This window comes from Corynebacterium sp. HMSC30G07 (assembly GCF_001806945.1).
Taxonomy (GTDB): Bacteria; Actinomycetota; Actinomycetes; order Mycobacteriales; family Mycobacteriaceae; genus Corynebacterium; species Corynebacterium riegelii.
Window position 1 is genome coordinate 36,649 of the sequence record NZ_KV786449.1, and the last position, 18,631, is coordinate 55,279.

Annotated in this window: 14 protein-coding genes and 1 pseudogene; 4 read left to right on the forward strand and 11 right to left on the reverse strand. The window is 62.3% G+C overall.

What is annotated here, in order from left to right; genetic code table 11:
• Nucleotides 1-6: 6 nt before the first annotated feature.
• The 3 genes and pseudogenes from HMPREF3104_RS01585 to HMPREF3104_RS01595 form a co-directional block, all read right to left on the reverse strand.
• Nucleotides 7-1,740, reverse strand: coding sequence for an ABC transporter ATP-binding protein (locus HMPREF3104_RS01585; protein WP_070493661.1), 1,734 nt, complete (start codon nucleotides 1,738-1,740; stop codon nucleotides 7-9).
• The gene (locus tag HMPREF3104_RS01590) at nucleotides 1,737-4,283 is read right to left on the reverse strand and encodes an ABC transporter ATP-binding protein/permease (RefSeq protein ID WP_070493665.1); all 2,547 of its coding nucleotides are present in this window, start codon (nucleotides 4,281-4,283) and stop codon (nucleotides 1,737-1,739) included. The genes HMPREF3104_RS01585 and HMPREF3104_RS01590 overlap by 4 nt, the downstream gene beginning before the upstream one ends.
• A gap of 83 nt (nucleotides 4,284-4,366) precedes the next feature.
• Nucleotides 4,367-4,764, reverse strand: a pseudogene (locus HMPREF3104_RS01595) (arsenate reductase ArsC).
• A gap of 56 nt (nucleotides 4,765-4,820) precedes the next feature.
• Between HMPREF3104_RS01595 and HMPREF3104_RS11935 the strand changes: the two are divergent.
• The gene (locus HMPREF3104_RS11935) at nucleotides 4,821-5,621 is read left to right on the forward strand and encodes an EamA family transporter (protein ID WP_210386474.1); all 801 of its coding nucleotides are present in this window, start codon (nucleotides 4,821-4,823) and stop codon (nucleotides 5,619-5,621) included.
• On the opposite strand, the gene HMPREF3104_RS01600 is transcribed toward HMPREF3104_RS11935, so the two are convergent.
• The gene (locus HMPREF3104_RS01600; protein ID WP_070493668.1) at nucleotides 5,572-5,877 is read right to left on the reverse strand and encodes a hypothetical protein; all 306 of its coding nucleotides are present in this window, start codon (nucleotides 5,875-5,877) and stop codon (nucleotides 5,572-5,574) included. The two genes, HMPREF3104_RS11935 and HMPREF3104_RS01600, sit on opposite strands and share 50 nt — an antisense overlap.
• A 506-nt stretch (nucleotides 5,878-6,383) precedes the next feature.
• On the opposite strand from HMPREF3104_RS01600, the gene HMPREF3104_RS12550 reads away from it, so the two are divergent.
• Nucleotides 6,384-6,728 carry a hypothetical protein gene (locus tag HMPREF3104_RS12550; protein ID WP_210386475.1) on the forward strand — a complete coding sequence of 115 codons (345 nt, stop codon included), beginning with the start codon at nucleotides 6,384-6,386 and terminating at the stop codon, nucleotides 6,726-6,728.
• Between the two features lie 127 nt (nucleotides 6,729-6,855).
• Here HMPREF3104_RS12550 and HMPREF3104_RS01610 read toward each other — a convergent pair whose 3' ends face one another.
• The gene (locus tag HMPREF3104_RS01610; RefSeq protein ID WP_246816310.1) at nucleotides 6,856-7,863 is read right to left on the reverse strand and encodes a type IIL restriction-modification enzyme MmeI; all 1,008 of its coding nucleotides are present in this window, start codon (nucleotides 7,861-7,863) and stop codon (nucleotides 6,856-6,858) included.
• A 270-nt stretch (nucleotides 7,864-8,133) separates the two neighbouring features.
• Here HMPREF3104_RS01610 and HMPREF3104_RS01615 point away from each other — a divergent pair, with 270 nt between their 5' ends.
• Nucleotides 8,134-8,550 (forward strand): hypothetical protein, encoded by a 417-nt coding sequence (locus tag HMPREF3104_RS01615; protein WP_070493672.1) that lies wholly within the window; start codon nucleotides 8,134-8,136, stop codon nucleotides 8,548-8,550.
• A 131-nt stretch (nucleotides 8,551-8,681) separates the two neighbouring features.
• Here HMPREF3104_RS01615 and HMPREF3104_RS01620 read toward each other — a convergent pair whose 3' ends face one another.
• From HMPREF3104_RS01620 to HMPREF3104_RS01645, 6 genes are all read right to left on the reverse strand, one after another.
• Nucleotides 8,682-10,073 (reverse strand): ATP-binding protein, encoded by a 1,392-nt coding sequence (locus tag HMPREF3104_RS01620; protein WP_070493675.1) that lies wholly within the window; start codon nucleotides 10,071-10,073, stop codon nucleotides 8,682-8,684.
• Nucleotides 10,074-10,197: 124 nt separating this feature from the next.
• Complete coding sequence (locus HMPREF3104_RS01625; RefSeq protein WP_070493678.1) at nucleotides 10,198-11,418, reverse strand: alkylhydroperoxidase domain protein; 1,221 nt, start codon at nucleotides 11,416-11,418, stop codon at nucleotides 10,198-10,200.
• Between the two features lies 1 nt (nucleotide 11,419).
• Entirely contained in the window at nucleotides 11,420-13,036 is a 1,617-nt protein-coding gene (locus HMPREF3104_RS01630; RefSeq protein ID WP_070493681.1) for a dipeptide ABC transporter ATP-binding protein, read from the reverse strand.
• Nucleotides 13,036-13,920 (reverse strand): ABC transporter permease, encoded by an 885-nt coding sequence (locus tag HMPREF3104_RS01635; protein WP_070493685.1) that lies wholly within the window; start codon nucleotides 13,918-13,920, stop codon nucleotides 13,036-13,038. The genes HMPREF3104_RS01630 and HMPREF3104_RS01635 overlap by 1 nt, the downstream gene beginning before the upstream one ends.
• Nucleotides 13,917-14,879: an ABC transporter permease gene (locus HMPREF3104_RS01640; protein WP_070493687.1), complete on the reverse strand. Its 963-nt coding sequence runs from the start codon at nucleotides 14,877-14,879 to the stop codon at nucleotides 13,917-13,919. The genes HMPREF3104_RS01635 and HMPREF3104_RS01640 overlap by 4 nt, the downstream gene beginning before the upstream one ends.
• Complete coding sequence (locus tag HMPREF3104_RS01645) at nucleotides 14,879-16,558, reverse strand: TIGR04028 family ABC transporter substrate-binding protein (protein ID WP_371441032.1); 1,680 nt, start codon at nucleotides 16,556-16,558, stop codon at nucleotides 14,879-14,881. Before HMPREF3104_RS01645 ends, HMPREF3104_RS01640 begins: the two co-directional genes overlap by 1 nt.
• Nucleotides 16,559-16,613: 55 nt before the next feature.
• Between HMPREF3104_RS01645 and HMPREF3104_RS01650 the strand changes: the two genes are divergently transcribed.
• Complete coding sequence (locus HMPREF3104_RS01650) at nucleotides 16,614-18,551, forward strand: FAD/NAD(P)-binding protein (RefSeq protein WP_070493694.1); 1,938 nt, start codon at nucleotides 16,614-16,616, stop codon at nucleotides 18,549-18,551.
• The last annotated feature ends 80 nt before the right edge of the window (nucleotides 18,552-18,631 follow it).

Here is an 18,631-nt window from a genome sequence, read left to right on the forward strand (position 1 = left end):
GGAGCACTAGCGCACGCGCCAAGCGCTGGCGGCCTGCTGCTGGCGCCAGTATGCGGCGAAGCGGCCATCAAGGGCGAGCAGGTCCTCGATGCTGCCGTCCTCGATGATGCGGCCGGCATCGAAGAAGATGACGCGGTCGGCCTGGCGGATGGAGGACAGGCGGTGCGCGACGATGATGCGGGTGCGGGGCGTGGTCTCCGAGCTCAGGGCAGCGGCGACGGCGCGTTCGTTTTCGGTATCGAGCGCGCTGGTGGCCTCATCGACTAGCAGCACGGGGGCGCAGCTGAGCAGGGCGCGGGCGATCGAGACGCGCTGGCGCTGCCCGCCCGATAGCAGCGTGCCACCGTCGCCGACCATTGTGGCCATGCCGTCGGTGAGTTGCGCGGCAACGGCATCCACGCGCGCGAGTGCGGTGGCGCGCTCGATCTGCTCGCCGGTGGCGTGGGGATTACCGATGGAGATGTTGTCCAGCAGTGTGCCGTCAAACAGGTACGGGTCTTGGAAGATGACGGCGATGAGGGCGCGGCGGGCGGCGGGAGTGAGCTCGGCGAGGTCCGTGCCCTGGATACGGATGCTTCCGGAGGTGGGCTGGTGGAGCCCGGCCAGCAGGAACAGCAGGGTGGATTTGCCCGAGCCAGAAGGCCCGACGATCGCGGTTGTGGTGCCCGGCTGGAAGGTGAGGTTCAGGCCGTCAAGCACGGGGCGCTCGCGCGTGGCGTCATAACCGAAGGTGACGTCGGCGACCTCGATCTGGGGAGCGGTTGAGAGGGTTGGTGTCGCGGTTCCGGGGTGCTCGCGCGGTGCGGCAAGCACGGTGTGGATGGTGCGCAGTGCGTTCGTGGTCAGTTGCAAGCCGGCGGTGATATCGGCCACGAGCGCCAGGGGCTCCAAGAAGCGGACGATGACGACGATGAGCGCGATCGCGGCGGCGGGGGAAACCTCGCCGGTGACGGCGCGGCTGACCGCGAGGGCGCTGAGCGCAATGAGGGCGAGTTGGGTCAGCAGAGTGAAAACCAGCTGCTCGGGCGCGCGGTAGGCGAGCAGTCGACTCATCGCATGAGTGCGCGCGGCAAGTGCCTGGCCGACATGGCTGCTCTCGGTATCGACGCGGCGGGCGGAGCGCAACGCCTGCTGGGTGCGGGCGAACTCCAGGAGGCGCTCGGACAGCTGGGCGTGGGCGCGATCCGCGGCGGCGTCGGCGCTGCGCGCCAGGCGCATCGAGAGGACGAGGGCGCCAAGCAGCAGCGGCAGGAACGCCAGCGCTGCAGCGCCGAGCGTTGGAGAAAACCACAGCAGGCCGATGCCGATCGCGGCCGGAAGAATAAGGGCGTTCAGCAGCGGCGTCACCAGGTAGGCGATCAACCCGACGAGTTCGGGACCGGTGGCAGCGACCGCCTGACGCGTGGTGGCCAGGTTATCGCCGGTCAGCCACTGCAATCGGATGGTGGTGATGCGCTCGGCGACGGTGTGCTGAGCGTGATCCAGCAGCACGAAGCCAACAGCGTAGGCGTGGCGGGCCGCGGCGCTATCGCACCCCCAGCCAAGCGCCGTAGCGATCGCGATCATGGCCAGAGGGCGCCAGGCATCACCCGGCTGCGAGCTGAACAGGGCCGAGATGAGCGGAATGAGGGCGAGCGCCGCTGCGGCGCGTAGCGCGATACTTAGCGCCGTGAGCGCCAGGTAGGGGGTGATATGGCGGCGCTGGGCCGGTGGCAGCAGGTTAATGAGCGTGCGGATCATGAGGTGGCCTTCGTCTCGGCGGCTGCCCAGAGTTCGGCGTAGCGACCGCCGCGTGCGAGCAGTTCCTCGTGCCGACCCTGCTCGATGATCTGGCCGCCATCGAGCACAACGATGGTATCGACGCCAGTGATGGTGTGCAGGCGGTGAGCGATGAGCAGCACGGTGCGTCCGGCGGTCAGGCGGCTGACCGCCTGCTGGACGAGGTATTCGGATTCGGGGTCGGAAAATGCCGTCGCCTCGTCCAGCACGAGGATTGGGCAGTCGGCCAGCAGCGCACGGGCGATGGTGATGCGCTGGCGTTCACCGCCGGATAGGGCGATGTCAGCGCCCAGGATCGTGTCATAGCCGTCCGGTAGGGCGAGGATGCGCTCGTGAATGTGAGCGGCGCGGGCAGCCTGCTCCACCTCGTGCCGACTGGCATCCGGGCGGGCGAGCGCGATGTTCTCGTGGGCGCTGGCGCGCACCAGTTGCGGATTCTGGAAGACGAAGCCAACCCGCGAATACAGCTGTGATGCCTCGAGCGTACGAAGATCGTGGCCGCCGATGCGGATTGCGCCGTCGGTCACGTCGTAGAACCGGGCAAGCAGGCTCGCCAGGGTGGATTTACCCGCACCGGACGGGCCCACGAGCGCAGTGATGGTACCGGGCGCCAGGCGCAGCGAGACGCCCGACAGCACGGGGGTAGACGCGTCGTAGCCAAAGCTCACATCATCGAACTCGACGAGACCAGCGGGCCTCGGCGCGCTCGCCGCATGCTCGACCTCAGGCAGCGTGGACAGCTGCTCCTGGTCGAGCATGACCTGGATCCGGCGTGCCGCGAGCATACCGTCGCGCAGCGCCTGCAGACCGTAGCCGACGCCCAGTAGCCGCGCACCGAACGTCGTGCCAAGAAACAGGAAGGGCAGCAGCGAGATCGGATCCATCATGCCCGCGGTGATGAGCGCGGTGCCCACCACGCAGCTGAGGAACAGGAACGTCGCGGGGCGCGTGACCAGATCGATGAAGGTTTTGCGGCCGCTGAGCGGCTGCTGCCAGGATCGCAGGAAATCGAGGTAGTCTCGCAGGCTCCGGGTGAAGGGCGCGGCGGCTGCACCCCCGAAGACGCGCACGACGGCCTGCCCCTGCAGGTAGGCGTCAGCAGCGCTGGCCATCTGCTGGCGCCACTGCGGCGCCTGCACTATGCGCGGGCCCGACTGCGTCATCATGATGTACATGCCGATCAGGTAGGCGAGCACCGGCAGCAGCAGGGTGAGCGCCACCCGCCAGTCGATCACGAACAGGTAGCCCAAGACGGCCACAGGCGCGACGATGGCGCCGACCGCATCGGGCACCGCATGCGTGATGAGGTAGTGCATCGCCAGCGGATCATCGTGCACCAGCTGCTTGATGTGCGCCGCGCTGCGGGTATCGAAAAACCCGAGGGGCACGCGTCCGAGCGTCATCAGCAGTCGGGTGCGCAGGTCCTGACTGACGCGCGCATCGACGATGTGCAGCCAGGTCATCAGCCCGGTCGTGAGTAGCGCGCCCGCGATAAGGACCAGGCCGGCCCACCAGCCCAGGCGGATGAGCTCGTCGGTGCCGGCGCCGACGAGCAGCAGCCGGGAGAGTTCGACGAGCAGGACGTAGGGGGCCAGCTGCGCGAGTGTGGCCAGCGCTTGCACGATCGCTGCCAGGATGAAGGTTGTGCGCAGCGGGGCGAGCAGGCGCCGACCGGCCTCAGCCCGCCACGTCCCGCTGATAGGCGCAGCCTCGCCGGCCGCAGGTACCTGCGCGGTGGCAGCCTCGGGCAGATCCTTGGGGCGTTTTTTGCCGAATGCCCGCCCATAACACCAGTAGGCGCGGGCTTGGATTTCGGACTTCGGGAAGCCAAAATCGTTCATCAAGCGGCGACGCACATATTTCAAGCTGTCGGACTCACACGCCACCCACGCGCTCCAGTTCGACCAGTCCCGCGCAGCCAGTCCCGCCGCCAGGCTCGCCTCATCGACGCGCGGCACCCAATGCACTCGCGCGCGCGGATGCGTGCGGATTTCCAGCATGTGGTCATCGAGCGTGTGTTCTTCCAGGTACAGTTCGACCGGCAGCTCGGATGGAAGCACCTCGAGGATTGAATTGATGGCGGGCAGCGACGCGGCATCACCAATGACGAGGTATCCGTCGGGTAGTTCCTCGGGCAGGACGAAACCCGTCGAGCCGAGCGTAGTGACCGCGATGGTATCGCCCGGCTGTGCCTGGCTTGCCCAGCTGGAGGCCGGCCCGGCAGGTTCGTGCAGCACCACGTCGATCGCGAACTCACCGGTATCCGGGTCGGCCTCGACGATGGTGTAGCCGCGCTGATGTTCCTGGTCGCTGCCGTCCGGATCGGGGAACCAGAACCGCAGCCAGGCCGTGGGCGCGAGAACGACCTCGGCAAGCAGACTTGCACTCACCAGGTGGATTCGCACGAAATGCGGGGCGAGGTAGGTCACGGCCGTGACTGTTGCGCTGTGGTCGCGCGCTCCAAATCCGCGCGTCAGCACGCCCTCAAAACCCCGTTTCGCCATGTGCATTCCCTCCTGCGCCGCGCCACAAATTAAGGTGACCCTAACCTAAGTCGAGGGCGGGGTCAAATGCGTCGGCGCGGCGCCTAGGGCTGCGGGCTCGCCACCAGCTCGCGCACCCGAGCCTGAATCTCGTCGCGGATCACGCGCACGGTGGCAAGGTCCTGCCCAGCCGGATCGGCCAGCTGCCAATCCTCATAGCGCGTGCCGGGAAAAACGGACACGCATCGCCGCAGCCCATCGTGATGACGACGTCGGAGGATTGCACGTCCTCAGCCACCAGCACCCTCGGGCGCGCCGCGGCCAGATCGATCCCGACCTCCGCCATCGCCTCTCGTACCACGGGGTTGATCGAATCAGCGGGGGCGGAGCCCGCGGAGCGGACCTCAATGCGTCCGCCGGACAGCGTCTCGGCAAAAGCCGCCGCCATCTGGGAGCGGCCTGCATTGTGAACGCACACAAACATGATCGTGGGTCGGGTCATAGCCCCATTGAACCGCAGGCGTGGGCAATGGCCAAGGCAGGGTCTAGCCTGGAAGGGTGAGCCTATGGCGCGACAAGCAGCAAGCCCGGGCGGCCGAGGTGCCGCCCTGGCTACTCACCGTCCTTGCCATGCTTTCGGTCCAATTCTCGGGAGCCTTCGCCGTTGGCTTGATCAACGACGTCGGGCCGCGCGGGGCTGCCTGGCTGCGCGTGGCCGCCGGCGCCGTCCTCATCCTGGCAATCGCGCGCCCGCGCCTGCGCGGTATGACCTGGCGTGACGCCGGTCTCGTCACCGCCCTCGCCATGATCGGCGTCGTCTTACTGACCCGGCCCTGGATCGGTAACGTCGACGTCGTCGGCATCCTGTTCGCCCTCGGCTCCGGGCTCGGGTGGGCGCTGTATATCGTCTTAACCCAACGCGTCGGTGATCGGTTTTCCGGCATCAGCGCCCTCGCCTACACCATCCCGATCGTCGCCATCGCCTACGCGCCCATCGGTCTACCCGAGGCGCTGCCGTACCTGTCCCTGCCGGTCATCGCCACGGCGCTCGGGCTCGCACTCCTGATGCCGGTCATCCCTCTCGCCTTCGAAATCGTCGCGCTGCGTTCCATGGCCCCGGCCGCCTTCGGCACCCTCATGTGCTGGAGCCCGCGATCAGCGTGCTTATCGGCGCGATCGTCCTCGCCCAAGTACCGCTGCCAATCCAGGTCCTTGGCATCGTGCTCGTCGTCGCCGGAATCGGCTCGGAGTGCTTCACCGCCCGCGATGTGTCGCCCACGCCCATCACGTGGCCGGAGAGCGACGAAGCCTAGGTCAGCAGGGCCCGCACCTTCGTGTCGGTCGCCTTACCCGAGATGACCGTGCCCTTTTCAAACAGCTCGATCACCCGCGGATTGATATAGGAATCGCGCGCGATCGCCGGCGTATTGTGTAGCCACTCGGCCGTCGTCTTGATCGCCGCCGTCACGGCCCCGGGAGAGGTATCGCCCGCCTTGGCCGCGCGCGACAGGGCCTGCGCCGCGACGGCAGCGAACAGACAATCGCGACCAGTTCCTAGTGGTCCTAGGACTCTCCTCTCGTCACCCGGGCAGTTAGACACGTTGAATAAAGTCATGCGCTTTCCGGCAACCGTTCTGCGCGTTCTCGTCGCCCCCCATCCGACGTACCCGATGCCCGAGATGCAGTCGAGGGCGCTCTGCACTCATGGAATCGACTCCACGCGACGACTCGGAATGTAGTCTTACTGCCGTGGCGGTGGGAGACCAATTCTGTACCGCTGCTCGGAGGTCACCCTCAGGAGATCATCAACACCCAGGGAGTCGACGGAGCCGACATCGTGGTCGCGCTCTTCGGCAGCCGACTCGGCTCACCAACACCAGATGCAGTGTCGGGAACAGTTGAAGAGATTGAGCGAGCAGTAAACAGCGGGAAACCGGTACACCTGTTTTTCTCAAGAGCCCCACTGCCTCATGACGTCGATACTGCGCAACTCGAGGTCTCCGAAATTTCAAGAATGAAATCAAGGAGCGGGGACTGCTCGGAGAATTCGATGACATCCGCCAACTGGAGAACCAAGTCTGGGCTGCCGTCGAGCATGACCTAGTCAAAATCGATCTCTCCGTGGTCGGGGTGCGCCATGAGCCGCTCGGCTTCCGCTTCCGCGTCGAGTCAAAGAGCGAGCGACACGAAAAGGAAATTGACAAGCGCGGCAAGATCAAATACGAAACGAAACACTGGTTTGAGGTTACCAATACTGGTGATCTCGCTGCTGAAGCGGTGGCCTTCGAAAGCCAAGCCGCATCGGGCCTTATGAGACTCCTTGTGGATGATCAGCCAATCACGCTGGAACCTGGGGTCATCTGGAAAGTGCCAGTCTCGTATTCGATGGGCACCGCAGGCACAAAGCTAACCGTTCACTGGGTCGAAGATAATGAAAAACAGTCGAAGACTTTCGACGTCCAATGAAGCGCGAGGTTACGTCGGTGAACCAGTCAGGCGGCTAAATCGTAGTTCGCGCGCGTTTGTATCCGTCGTGGCATGAAAGTTTCAAAAACCTTGATGTTTGCAATGCGGTCGAGCAGTCGGTCGAGCTTCACCCGACTGTCATATATGCCGCGTCAAATTCTTCCTTCAGCTCATCCAAGAACAACGGCTCAATCGTCTTCAGAATGTTCGGTACTGAGGTGTAGTGCTGTCCAAGGTTGGAACGTTGTCCCGGGGTAACGATGGCTTGGAACATCGAACCGAAAATGTCCGGGTTAATGTCCTGCCACTTCAACGTTCCCAGATCGATCAGAGCCTCACGCGCCTTAGCGGTGAAGCGCGGGACGGTCAGCAGAGCATTCTCACGGAAAAGACGACCATTTACGTACGGAAAATCAGCGAGATACGCCGGTTTTTCTTCTGGGGCTGCTGTATCCAATGCTGCGAAAAGCTCACGCAGGAACGTGTCCATATCTGAGCCATCACCCAAAGTTTGTGAGGCAACAGCATTAGTGAACTGATTTTCCCCAAAAATGCCCGTGTCTTCTGCGAAGAAACAAAACAACAGACGTGTGAAAAAGACATCCAGACCGTGTCGCGATGCATCAACAGCCATCATGTCCGGATTGGCAGAAGCGAGCTCATCAAAGAGCTTGCCCATCCGCTCCGCAGCTTTAACGTCGGCGTGAGATTCCGAGGTGTACTGCGTCTTCTCCATCCCCGCCCACGGCAAGAAGAAGGTGAAGTGTTGATCGATTTCACGAAGGGGAAACTTACGGTTCTCCGTTGTCTTGGTGTCAAACGCCAGCATGTCCTGGTAGTCCGTGACAATGACAAAACGCGGGCTGTACTTCACTACGGTCGGTGACACTCGGAGTGTTTCTAGCTCTTCTAGTAGATCCCCGGTGGTCTCCCGAAAGTAGACCACGTTTTTCTGGCCTACCTCATGCGCGGGGTCCTCGGCGATATTAAGGCTGCCATTGCGTAGCCGGGTGACGTTTCCTTTTGATCGCCCATAGGCGAGCAACAAATCGAAGATGATTTCTCGGTCATATTCAACTTTTACGGCGAGCGGAGCAACCCGCTCTTCAATCGCCTTTAGCCCTAGTCTTGCCATGCGAAACAGTCTAGAGTGCGACGGCACAGCTTAGAGTGGCACGTCACTCCCATTCGAACATGATGATCAATGTGGAAGGCGTTGTTTTAGCTTCAGCAGGATTTTGCCTCCTGCGTATGTCGGAGCCGTGGTCCGTGCCTTACAAGATCAGCGTCCTTGTGCCTCGTACTCCCTCGACGCGCGAATCCCTGTAGTAGATCAACTGATTCGCCACTACGAACAGAAAACTGGAAGTTCTAAACCTGCCGGATAGACGGTAACGTCTCTGACGTGATCCCCATCAGTGCTGCCGAGGCCCTTAACCGAAAAACGCCGATCCCCACGCCGATCATCGTGCACGTGATTGGCTCACTTGGAGTCGCCGGATCGGTAGCAGTCCTAGTTTCACAACTGACCATTGGCACTAAAGTGATGCTCGCGCTGGCGTGCGTCATCGCGGCAGTAGCAGTCACGCTTGCACACCCCTACCGCAAGCAAATGCGGGCGTATGGGGAACAAAAGAACGTATACACGGGACCCCAGATAAGCATGATGCTTCCGCTTATGGCTTGGTGGCTGCTCCTCATGTTGGCGCCACTCGCAGCGTGGCCCGTATGGGGCGTGGCAGTGACGTTTGTCGTATTGTTCGGCGCCGCGTGGGTGCTGTACCCGCACGTGGATGGGTCGCGTCGACTGGCCTACGCCTAAGGCGCGAGTACTCGAAACAATCTACTCGAAACCGTTTCGAGTAGATTGCTATCCGCAGGTCAGACTAGGAAAATTCGTTTCGAGCACGTTTCAAGTACGTTTCAAGTAGCTCGAAATGCACTCAGAATTACTTAACGCAATATCCCCTCGACATACCAAACAGCGCGCGGATCACGCGGACCGTTTCCGCGCCACTGCACCAACCGTGCGTCGCGCATTGCCTGCAGCGCCCGGCGCACGGGCGGAGCGGAAAGCTCCAACACTTCAGCAATCTCACCTGTAGACATCGGCCGTCCATTTGTTTCAAGCACCGTCAGCACTTTCTCGGCGTAGCGAGGCAAGCTTTGCAAGACCTGGGGATCTAAACGCTGAATCGCATTCAGCGTAAGCACGACACTGCCACTTGTTTGGTTATAAACCGGATCAGCAAATCCCACCCTGCGCATGCTGGCAAACATGCGTCGGATCCCCTCCCCCAGCTCCTGACCGATACGAAGCTCCGCAGTCACGCGAGCGATAAGTGGGTTACGCGCAAAGCGCGCAATGGACTCAGGCTTAGTAGGGTCAGCCAAGCCCGGGAACCGCCCAGGACTCGAAATCTCAATACGTCCCGGGTAGATCTCAAAGCGAATATGATCCCCGGCCATGCTGTACGAGCGGTGCACTACTGCGTTGACTAACCCCTCAAGCCAGACGTCATGGGGAATCAGGTTCTCGTCCTCAAACAAGCCCGAGCCCGTCAACCTACGAACACTAGGCAGCATTGCGCCGATCACTTCTTGGGCAGCCTGGATTTGTTTCGGTATTGGTCCATCAAAACGCTGATCATCCATCAGCTGCTGCATCTGGCCAGGCAGTCGCTGATCCTCACCAAAGCGAAGCACCCGAATATGGGCGTTAGGGAAAAACTCTTGCGGGTTTTTACCAAACAGCAAGATGGCGGCCGTACGCGGATTGCCTTCGCGGTCAATCAGATTCCGGGCCTTCAAGGCATTTTCCGCGGAGGATGACCCAATCGCCTCGGCATAATCCCCGACCAGCTCCAGATCCAGGTCACTGACGCTAACCCTCGGCGGGACCGTCGCGTCGTACTGCTGCTCACCCTTGGTGTAGCGAAGCTCAAGAATATCGTCCGCCTTCAGCTGACGAGACTCATCGCCAACCCGCAGATAGCACTCGCCGGATTTTAAGTAATGCACACGCTCACTTGGCAGCACATGGAAGAGATACACCTGCGCACCCTCCCCTGCCCCGCAAACCTCAATCTGCACTCGGACTGTTGGATCGGTATGGTCCAACGCCGTCTGTCGCAGATCGTTGTCCTGCGTGGCGCTTGGACGCCCCTCAAACTCACAGTCCGTAATACCAACGGCAATAATGCCGCCTTCAGCATTGGCCATGCCCACAATGGTCTTGGCCAAATCCTTCGGCTTAATACGGAAGGACTTGCGCTCAAACCACTGATCCTCCGGGACCTGCAGAAGCTGGCGGGGATCCTCAGAAAAGTTGCGCTGCACACTCACGGCTCAACATTCTACTCGAAACCGTTTCGAGTGGATTGTTATTCGCAGGTCAGACTAGGAAAATTCGTTTCGAGCACGTTTCGAGTAGCTCGAAACGCACCCAGAATCACGCACCCCCGACCGCCTAGCGGAAGCGCTTCGGCACATCCGGCGCACCGAGGGTGAGCATCAGGCGGTTTGCCCAGTTGAAGAAGGCGGAGGCGTTGATGACGTCGATAATCGACACGTCATCAAGACCAGCCGCGCGCAGTGCTTCAACCTCGGCCGTACTAAACGCGAAGGGGGTGCAGGTCAGCGCCACAGCTGCATCCCGGATCGCGTTCCACAGTGGGGAGCCAAGATCGGTTTCTACGCCTTCGGCAAGCAGGCGATCAATAATCTCGGCGTCGCCGCCCTCTTCTTTGGCACGCGCCTGGTGGACGGAAGCGCAGTACTCGCACCCATTGAGCCGCGACGCCACCGTGGCCGCCAGCTCACGCTCCGCACGCGCAAGGCCACCTTCCGTGTTGTAGAAAATGTCTAAGTCCGTCAAGGTGCGCGCCTTCAGCGCCGCCGGGTCACGTGCCAGGAGACGGAAGTACTCCATATCAATACGTTCAGGCTTAATCAGCGCATCAATGTGTGCCTGCGTGAACTGCTCCTTCGGCAGTGGTGCAACCCACGGCTTCCACCCCAGCGAGTGGTTGACAAAGCCTGCCGGTGCGACAACCTCGGGCTGCAGGGTTGCTAGCGTTGGCGCCCAGCCCGGATCCGCAACACCCACAGCACGCGCGGGTGCTTCTACCGAAGCACCAGAAACACCTGCGTCACCAGAAACCCCTGCGAGCACACGCACGCCGTGCGCCACGCGCAGCTGAAACGCCACAAATGAGATCAGCTGGGACAGCGACACGATGCCGGTTTCCGTGTAGCCCGCCTCCTGCAGGTGACCGATCGCGGCAGGTGAGGCGTCCTTCGGGTGGAAGGTCAACAGGTGCGCGAAGTCGAACGCGGCGGCAAGCTTTGCATCCAGCCCATCAACACCCTCAGCACCACCAAAGAGAACGAAGTCCCCACCTGAATACGGGCCGGTGGAACGGCCCACCTCCACGGCGGAGGCGACGACGTCTACCAACGCCTCGTCCTCATCACTCAAAAGGTCGGCGTAGAAGTCAAACGCGCAGGCGTCGCCAGAAATACCGGCGATGAAGGCGGCGGTGGCGTAGCGGTGGTTAACGGGGACGTCGATAAGCAAACTGCTCTCAAACAGTGCCTCAAAGCTGCGCTCAGCATTCGCCACCGCGTCCGGACGAGCCGAGCGCTCAGGCAGCGTAACCCCAGCTAGAACATCAATAATGTTGGTCATGTTAGACAACGAACTCTCCTAACTGTCGGGCGCGGAACACGCTACCCGGAATAGCGTCAATCAACTCACGCGTTACCTCATGCCGCGGGTGCGTAAACACCGTATCGGTCGGGCCGGTCTCCACCTGGCGGCCGCGATGGAACACACTCACCGTATCCGAAATCTGACGCACCACCGCCAGGTCATGCGAGATAAACACATACGTCAAGCCCAGCTCACGCTGCAGCTGCTCCAACAACTCCAAAATCTGCGCCTGCACCGTCACATCAAGCGCAGACACCGCCTCATCCAGCACCACAAGCTCCGGCTGCACGATCAGCGCACGCGCAATCGCCACACGCTGGCGCTGGCCACCCGACAGCTGTGCCGGCATACGCTGGGCGAACACCGACGGGTCAAGTGCGACGCGGTCCAGGTACTCCTCTGCAAGCTTCAGGCTCTTGGATTTGCTCACCCCGTGCAGGTTGCGCACGGGCTCCGCCACAATGTCACGAATCCGCATCTTCGGATCCAGCGACGCATACGGGTTTTGGTACACCATCTGCACGCGCGCACGCATCGCGCGCTTCTCACGCGGGGTCAGCTGCGTCAGGTCCGTGCCGTCCAAGGTGATGGTGCCGGCCGTGGGCTGGTTGAACATGGCAATCGCACGGCCTGTGGTGGTCTTGCCGGAACCGGAACCGCCGACCAGCGCGTGGGTGGATCCGCGCTTGACCTCAAAGGAAATGTTCTCAATCGCGGTGAAATCGCCGAACTGCTTGCTTAGGCCCTCAACGCTCAAAAGCGTCTCGGTGCTTGTGGCCGGGCGATGGTAGGCATCCGCCACCGCGAGCGACGGCGCGTTATCCAACAACCGCCTGGAGTACTCCTGCGTTGGGTTCGCCAACACCTCGCCCGCGGGCCCACGCTCAACGACGCGGCCGCGCTGCATAATCACCACGTCATCCGCGCGATCGCCCGCAACCGCTAGGTCATGGGTAATCAGAACGATGCCCAGGCCAAGCTCCGCACGCATCTCATCCAACAAATCCAGGATGGTTTTCTGCACGGTCACATCGAGTGCAGACGTCGGCTCGTCCGCAATAATCACCTGCGGCTCAAGCGCAACCGCCGCAGCGATAAGCACGCGCTGCTTCATGCCGCCAGAAAGCTCATGCGGGTACTGGGCGTACCTGCGCTCCGGGTCATCAATACCCACACGCTGAAGCAACGCAAGCGTGCGCTCCTTGCGGCTGGCCGCATCCCCGATCCCATGGATTGCCATGCCGTCCTCGACGGAGGCGCCAATGGTTTTCAGCGGATTGAGCGAATTGTTCGGGTCCTGCGGCACCAGGCCGATGTGCACACCGCGCAGCTGGCGCCACTGCGCATTGGTGGCGCCGGTGATGTCCTCGCCCTTGAAACGGATCGTGCCGCTGTGGATGTGCGCGCTGGGATCCAACAACCCAATCGACGCCATGGCAGACGTAGTCTTACCGGAACCGGACTCACCCACAATCGCGGTGATTTGGCCGGCCTCCACGGCAAAGGACACGTCCTGCACCACCGGATCCTTGCCGCCGTAGGACACGGTCAAGCCCTCGACGGACAGCAGTGGATTATTTTCTGGGGTGCTCATTACTTCTCCCCTTCCGATCGGATCGCCTCAGACAGGCGGTTGGCGGACATGACCGTGGCCACAATTGCCAGGCCAGGCAGCAGGATCAGCCACCATGCGGTGGCCATGAAGTCGCGGCCCTCTGCAATCAACAAACCCCACTCCGGCACCGGCGGCGGTGCGCCGTAGCCCAAGAACCCGAGGATGGATAGCTGCAGGATCGCGCTACCAAACTGCAGCGCAGCCAGCGCCAAGACTGGGGTGAGCGAGTTCGGCAGCACGTGGCGCACCAGCACCTGGGCCTGCGTTGCACCGGAGCCGTAGGCTGCTTCGACGAATTCAGCGTTTGCAATCTGGATGACCTGGGAGCGCGCCAAACGCGCAAACGTAGCCACAGACGTCATACCCACGGCAAACGCCGCCTGCAGGGAACCGAACCCGGTCACGATGATGATGGAAAGCGAAAGCAGGATGCCGGGGATGGCTAAAAGCACATCAACAAAGCGCATCAAGACCGTCTCCACCCAGCCGCGCTGCGTGCCGGCAATCAGGCCGATCAGAGTCCCTAGCACCAGACCAACAACCACGGCAATCAGAGCGCCGAGCAGCGACTGGCGCGCACCAAACACCACGCGGGAGAACAGGTCGCGCCCCACCGCGTCAGTGCCAAAGAAGTGCTGCGAGCTCGGCGCCAGCAGCGCCACATCCGTGCCTTTGTACGGGTCATGTGTGGCAAACAGGCCTGGGAACAGTGCCCACAACAACGCGACGGCCAACACCACAATCGCGATGATCGTGCCCGGCGCGCTCCAGCGCTTGGGAGTGCTGCGCTTGAGACCACGCCTAGGGTCTCGCTTGGGGCGTTTGTTGGGGTTTACGTGGGCGTCGATAAACGAAGTGCTCATTTCGCACCCTCCTTAGTGGGAGTTTTCGAAGTGGTGTCGCGCAGCCGGACATCCAAAACCGGGTACAGCAGATCAACAACCAAATTGATAATCACGTAGGCGGCGGCCGCGATCAGCACCACGCCAAGCAGCACCGGCATGTCGCGGGAGGACACCGCGTTCACGGTGAGCTGGCCAAGGCCCGCGCGGCCAAACACCGTCTCCGTGACCACGGCGCCGCCGACAAGCTCGCCGAACAACAGGCCAGCCATAGTGATCGCCGGCAGCAAGGCGTTGCGCAGCACGTCGCGCCAGAAAATCCGTGACTCACTGGCACCACGCGCACGCAGCACCTGTACAAAAGGCTTCGCCTGGACCTCATCAATCGAGCGGATCAGCACCTGAATCAACGGTGCCGCCATGGGCACAACCAACGTCAAGGTGGGCAGAATCAACCCCTCGAACGCGGTCGGATTAACCACGTTGACCCAGCCAAGCTGGAAAGAAAACACCTGGAGCAGCACAATCGCAATGAAAAAGCCCGGAAGCGAAACCATAAACGACGGCAACGCGCGGAAACCCCGGCGAATAACGCCGCCACCCGGCAGGGTTGCCACCCACGCCACAGCAAGCGCAACCACAATAGCCAAACCAACCGAGGACACCGCCAACACAAACGTGTGCGGCGTGGCTGTCGCAATCAGGCTAGATACCGGGGTGCCGGTTGCCACCGAGTAACCAAGGTTGCCCGTAAACAACCCGCCGAGCGTGGCAAAGTACTGCTCAAGCAGCGGCTTATCCACACCCATCTGCTCACGAATCTCCGCGATCTCCGCGTTAGACAGGCCGAGTGCCGGATCCGCGTAGCGTGCCGCCACACCATCCGACGGCAACGCCGACAGTAGGAAAAACGCCAGCGTGTACGCCAGCAGCAACACAATCAGCGCCTGGCCTAAGCGCTTCGCAATGTAGCGGCCCATTAGTTCTCGGCCTCCTTTGCGGTGCCTTCTTCATCCTTGCCGTTTTCGAAGTACACGCTGTAGAAACTCGGGCGCGCCACCGCTTCGGGCGCAAAACCCTTCACGTACGGTGCCAGCGCGTAGACCTGCGGCTCTTCAAACATCGGCAGCACGTAGGCCTGCTCGGTGAGGTAGTCCTGCACTGCCTTCGATGCGGCCTCGCGCCCCTGGGCATCCGCCGTGGAGGAGATCGTGGACAGCAGCTCCTCCAACGTGGGATCCACAGGCGTGTCGTCGCCGGCGTTGTTCAGCAGCGCGTCCCTGCGCTTGAGCGACAGGTGGGACACAATCACGTCATAATCCGCACGCCCCACCACCGTGTGCATGATCTGCACCCGCTCAATGTCTTTCACCGCAGCGTTTTGCGTTGCGCGATCTCCCGCCACCATGTTCAGCTCAATGCCAAGCTCACGCAGGTCAGACTGGACCATGGTCACCAGTTCCTTGGAGCGCGGCTGGGGCTGCGCGTAGTTCACCCACAGGCTCAAGCGCTGCCCGTCTTTGACTCGGATGCCGTCCGGGCCCGGAACCCAGCCGGCGCTATCTAACAGCTCGCGCGATAAGTCTGGGTCAAAGGTGTACTCGCCGGGCTCCTCTTTGTAGCCGAGCGCAGTAGACGCCATCGGGCCGGTGGCCAGCGGGTAGGAGTCGCTGTAGAGCACGCGCAGGATTTCCTCGCGGTTAATGCCGTGGATCAGCGCCTTGCGCACACGGATGTCCTGCAGCAGCGGGTGGTTAAAGCGAAACGCCAGCTGGTTGCTCATCCCGTTGGTGCTGGCGGAAACTACCTGGATGCCGTGGTTTTTCAGGTGCGGTTCCACCGGCGCGGAGATCTCGCGCACCATGTCCGCCTGTCCGGAGATCAGCGCGCCGGAGCGCACCGCCTCCTCAGCGGCCAAGGTGTAGTGGATGCCGTCTAAACGTGCGCGCCCCTGGTGTTCAAGCACTGGCGGCGCCCAGTCGTAGTCTTCGCGGGCGCGCAGCACCAGGTCGGTGCCCAGCGTTTCAGACTCCACCACGAACGGGCCGGAGGCAATCACATTGACAGCGTTGCCTGGGCCGAAGTCTTCGCTGCGGAGCTTCAACGAGGCGTCTGCAAGCAAGCCAGCATTGTAGGAGGAAGTTGCCTGCGCGAAGCCCGGGGAGGGCTTGCTGAAGTAGAAGCGCACCGTGTCCTCATCCACAACCTCGCCGCGCTCGTAATTAGAGATCTGCTCGGAGACGTTAAACAGCCGCTCCTTGTCGCCCAGGCCGTAGAGGTCAAAGTTGTCCACGATGTTCTGCGCCGTCATCGGGGTGCCGTCGGAATACGTCACGTCCGTGCGGATATCAAAGGTGAACACCGTTGCGTCCTCATTGATCTCCGGCAGGTCCGTGGCAATCCACGGGTGCAGCTCAAGCGTCTCGGGATCCTGGTAGAGCAATCGGTCTGTTATCTGGTTAACCACGCCGCCGTTGGGGTAAAAGCCGGCCGCCGGCGGGTACAGGTTGTTAAACCAGGCGGATTCTAAGTAGGTCAGCACGTTGTCTGACTTCCCGCTCGTCGGCGGCGCACACCCTGCAAGCAGGGCCGCTACCACTGCAATTGCTATTGAAGGTGTCACCTTCCCTCTCAAGACGTTCATGGTGCCTTTCTTCATGCCACTCATTATTAGACAAGTTTGTTTCGCAACAATAGACTATGCAGTCTAGAAGATGCCAACTCAACTATCCGGAGGATTTAGATTCGTGGCAGCATCCATCGCAATCATCGGAGCGGGCCCCCGCGGGATCTCCATCACTGAACGCCTCGCCGCATACCTGCACGAGCGCCCGAGCCAGACCCCGCTCACCCTCCACGTCATTGATGACTCTCAGATTGGCGCCGGCCGCGTCTGGGACACCACCCAAACCCACACGCTGTGCATGAACACACTCGCCGGCGCCGTCACACTGTTTACCGAACCCGGCGCAACCGTCGGCGCCCCCATCCTCGAAGGCCCCACCATGTACGAGTGGATCCAGGCCCTTCGGGGCGAGCATTCGCATCCGCTTATGCGCGCCCACCCGCACCCCCTCCCCACCTCCTTCACTGAAGAGATCCGCGCAACCCGACCAGAGTCCAACCCTTCGCGCGCACTCTACGGCGAGTACCTGCGCTGGGTCTGGCAGGTCGCACTCGCCCAGCTGCCTGAGTATGTGACGGTGGTTGAACACAACACCCGCGCGGTGAGCATCCACGAAGACGGCGTTACTGACGCGATCCAGCTCGCCGACGGCACCGTGATCCACGCCGACGCGACCGTGCTTGCCACCGGCTGGGTACTGCCGGGCATGTCGCCTGCACAGCAGGCGTTTGCGGATTCCGGCGTGACCTACATCGGCGCGAACAACCCGGTTGAGCAGGACGTGGATCGCCTCGCCCCCGGCGAGCAGGTGCTGGTGCGCGGCATGGGCATGGGCTTTTTCGACCTCATGGCCCTTGTCACCATTGGCCGCGGTGGGCGTTTTGTGGAGGATGCGTCGACACGCTCCGGCCTGCGCTACGAGCCCAGCGGGCGCGAACCACACCTTGTTGTAACCTCCGGGCGCGGCTACCCCTACCTGCCGAAATCCGAGTACCACTCGCTGCCGCCGAAGGCCGATCTGACTCGCCTGCGCGCCGCCATCGCCAATAGCCAGACGCCAGTTTCCTTCGGCCGCGACCTCTGGCCAGCACTCGCGCGCGATGCCTACGCGGCGTATTACACCACGCTTGCAAGGGTGCGTCCACAAGCAATGAAGCTCCCGCTTGACGAGGTTTTGGCCGCCATCGACGCCGTTGACCTGGACGCGCACGCAAGCGCTGCCAGCATCTTCCCCGTCGCCGAAGCGCTGAGCGAGACTTGCGCGGACTTCAGCACCGAACCTTTCCACCTGGCTGACTGGGCCGACCCGCTCGCCGGCACCGAAACGCTGTCGTTGGAAGAGCTCAACCACTGCATCGGCAAACGCATGGCAGATGACATCCGCGAGGCCGTCGCCGCCGCCGACTCCCCCATCAAGGCCGGCCTGTGGGTGATCTCCGCAGGCCGCAAGCCCAGCGCGATCGCCACCGAAAACGGCCGCGGCCTCCGCGAAGCAGCCCTGTCGCAGTACATGGCGTTCGGCCAAATGGTCGGCTCCGGCCCACCACTATTCCGCACCCGCGAGCTTCTCGCGCTTGCCGACGCCTCCCTGGCCACCTTCCTCGGCCCCAACCCCACCACCGAGGTCTCCACTGGCAATTCTGATGCTACAGGCGCCGAGGGCACCTACACCGCCAGGAGCCACTCGCGCACCGTCACCGCAACGGCGCTGGCAGATGCGTTTTTGCCAGGCCCGGATGTGCGTACGTCGGTGGACCCGTTGGTGGCGTCGTTAAGAAAAAGCTCCCGCGTGCGCCCCTTTGCGCCCGGTGGTGTGGAAACGGCCGCGCCGGAGACCGACGCATCCACCCGACGCGCCGTCCACCCCGACGGCACACTAGATGCACGCCTGCACATCGTGGGTATTCCCACCGGCAAGCAGTGGGCAGATACGACCATCTCACCCATGCCGGGCACGAACCCGCTGATGCTGCAGGAAACGGACAAGACGGCGCTGTCGCTGTTGCGGCAAGCGGGTCTGCTCTAGGCCTGCGGCTTAGGTTGGCGCTGGGGTCGCACATGGTGTCTCCATATCGTCTAGCAGTGAGCAAGATGTTGCTAGACGAT

Coding starts and splice junctions, on each gene's coding strand:
- HMPREF3104_RS01610 (WP_246816310.1), bottom strand. CDS start 7,863: ATGGCAAGACTAGGGCTAAAGGCGATTGAAGAGCGGGTTGCTCCGCTC.
- HMPREF3104_RS01590 (WP_070493665.1), bottom strand. CDS start 4,283: ATGGCGAAACGGGGTTTTGAGGGCGTGCTGACGCGCGGATTTGGAGCG.
- HMPREF3104_RS01645 (WP_371441032.1), bottom strand. CDS start 16,558: ATGAAGAAAGGCACCATGAACGTCTTGAGAGGGAAGGTGACACCTTCA.
- HMPREF3104_RS01640 (WP_070493687.1), bottom strand. CDS start 14,879: ATGGGCCGCTACATTGCGAAGCGCTTAGGCCAGGCGCTGATTGTGTTG.
- HMPREF3104_RS01630 (WP_070493681.1), bottom strand. CDS start 13,036: ATGAGCACCCCAGAAAATAATCCACTGCTGTCCGTCGAGGGCTTGACC.
- HMPREF3104_RS01585 (WP_070493661.1), bottom strand. CDS start 1,740: ATGATCCGCACGCTCATTAACCTGCTGCCACCGGCCCAGCGCCGCCAT.
- HMPREF3104_RS01650 (WP_070493694.1), top strand. CDS start 16,614: ATGCCAACTCAACTATCCGGAGGATTTAGATTCGTGGCAGCATCCATC.
- HMPREF3104_RS01600 (WP_070493668.1), bottom strand. CDS start 5,877: ATGACTTTATTCAACGTGTCTAACTGCCCGGGTGACGAGAGGAGAGTC.
- HMPREF3104_RS01635 (WP_070493685.1), bottom strand. CDS start 13,920: ATGAGCACTTCGTTTATCGACGCCCACGTAAACCCCAACAAACGCCCC.
- HMPREF3104_RS01625 (WP_070493678.1), bottom strand. CDS start 11,418: ATGACCAACATTATTGATGTTCTAGCTGGGGTTACGCTGCCTGAGCGC.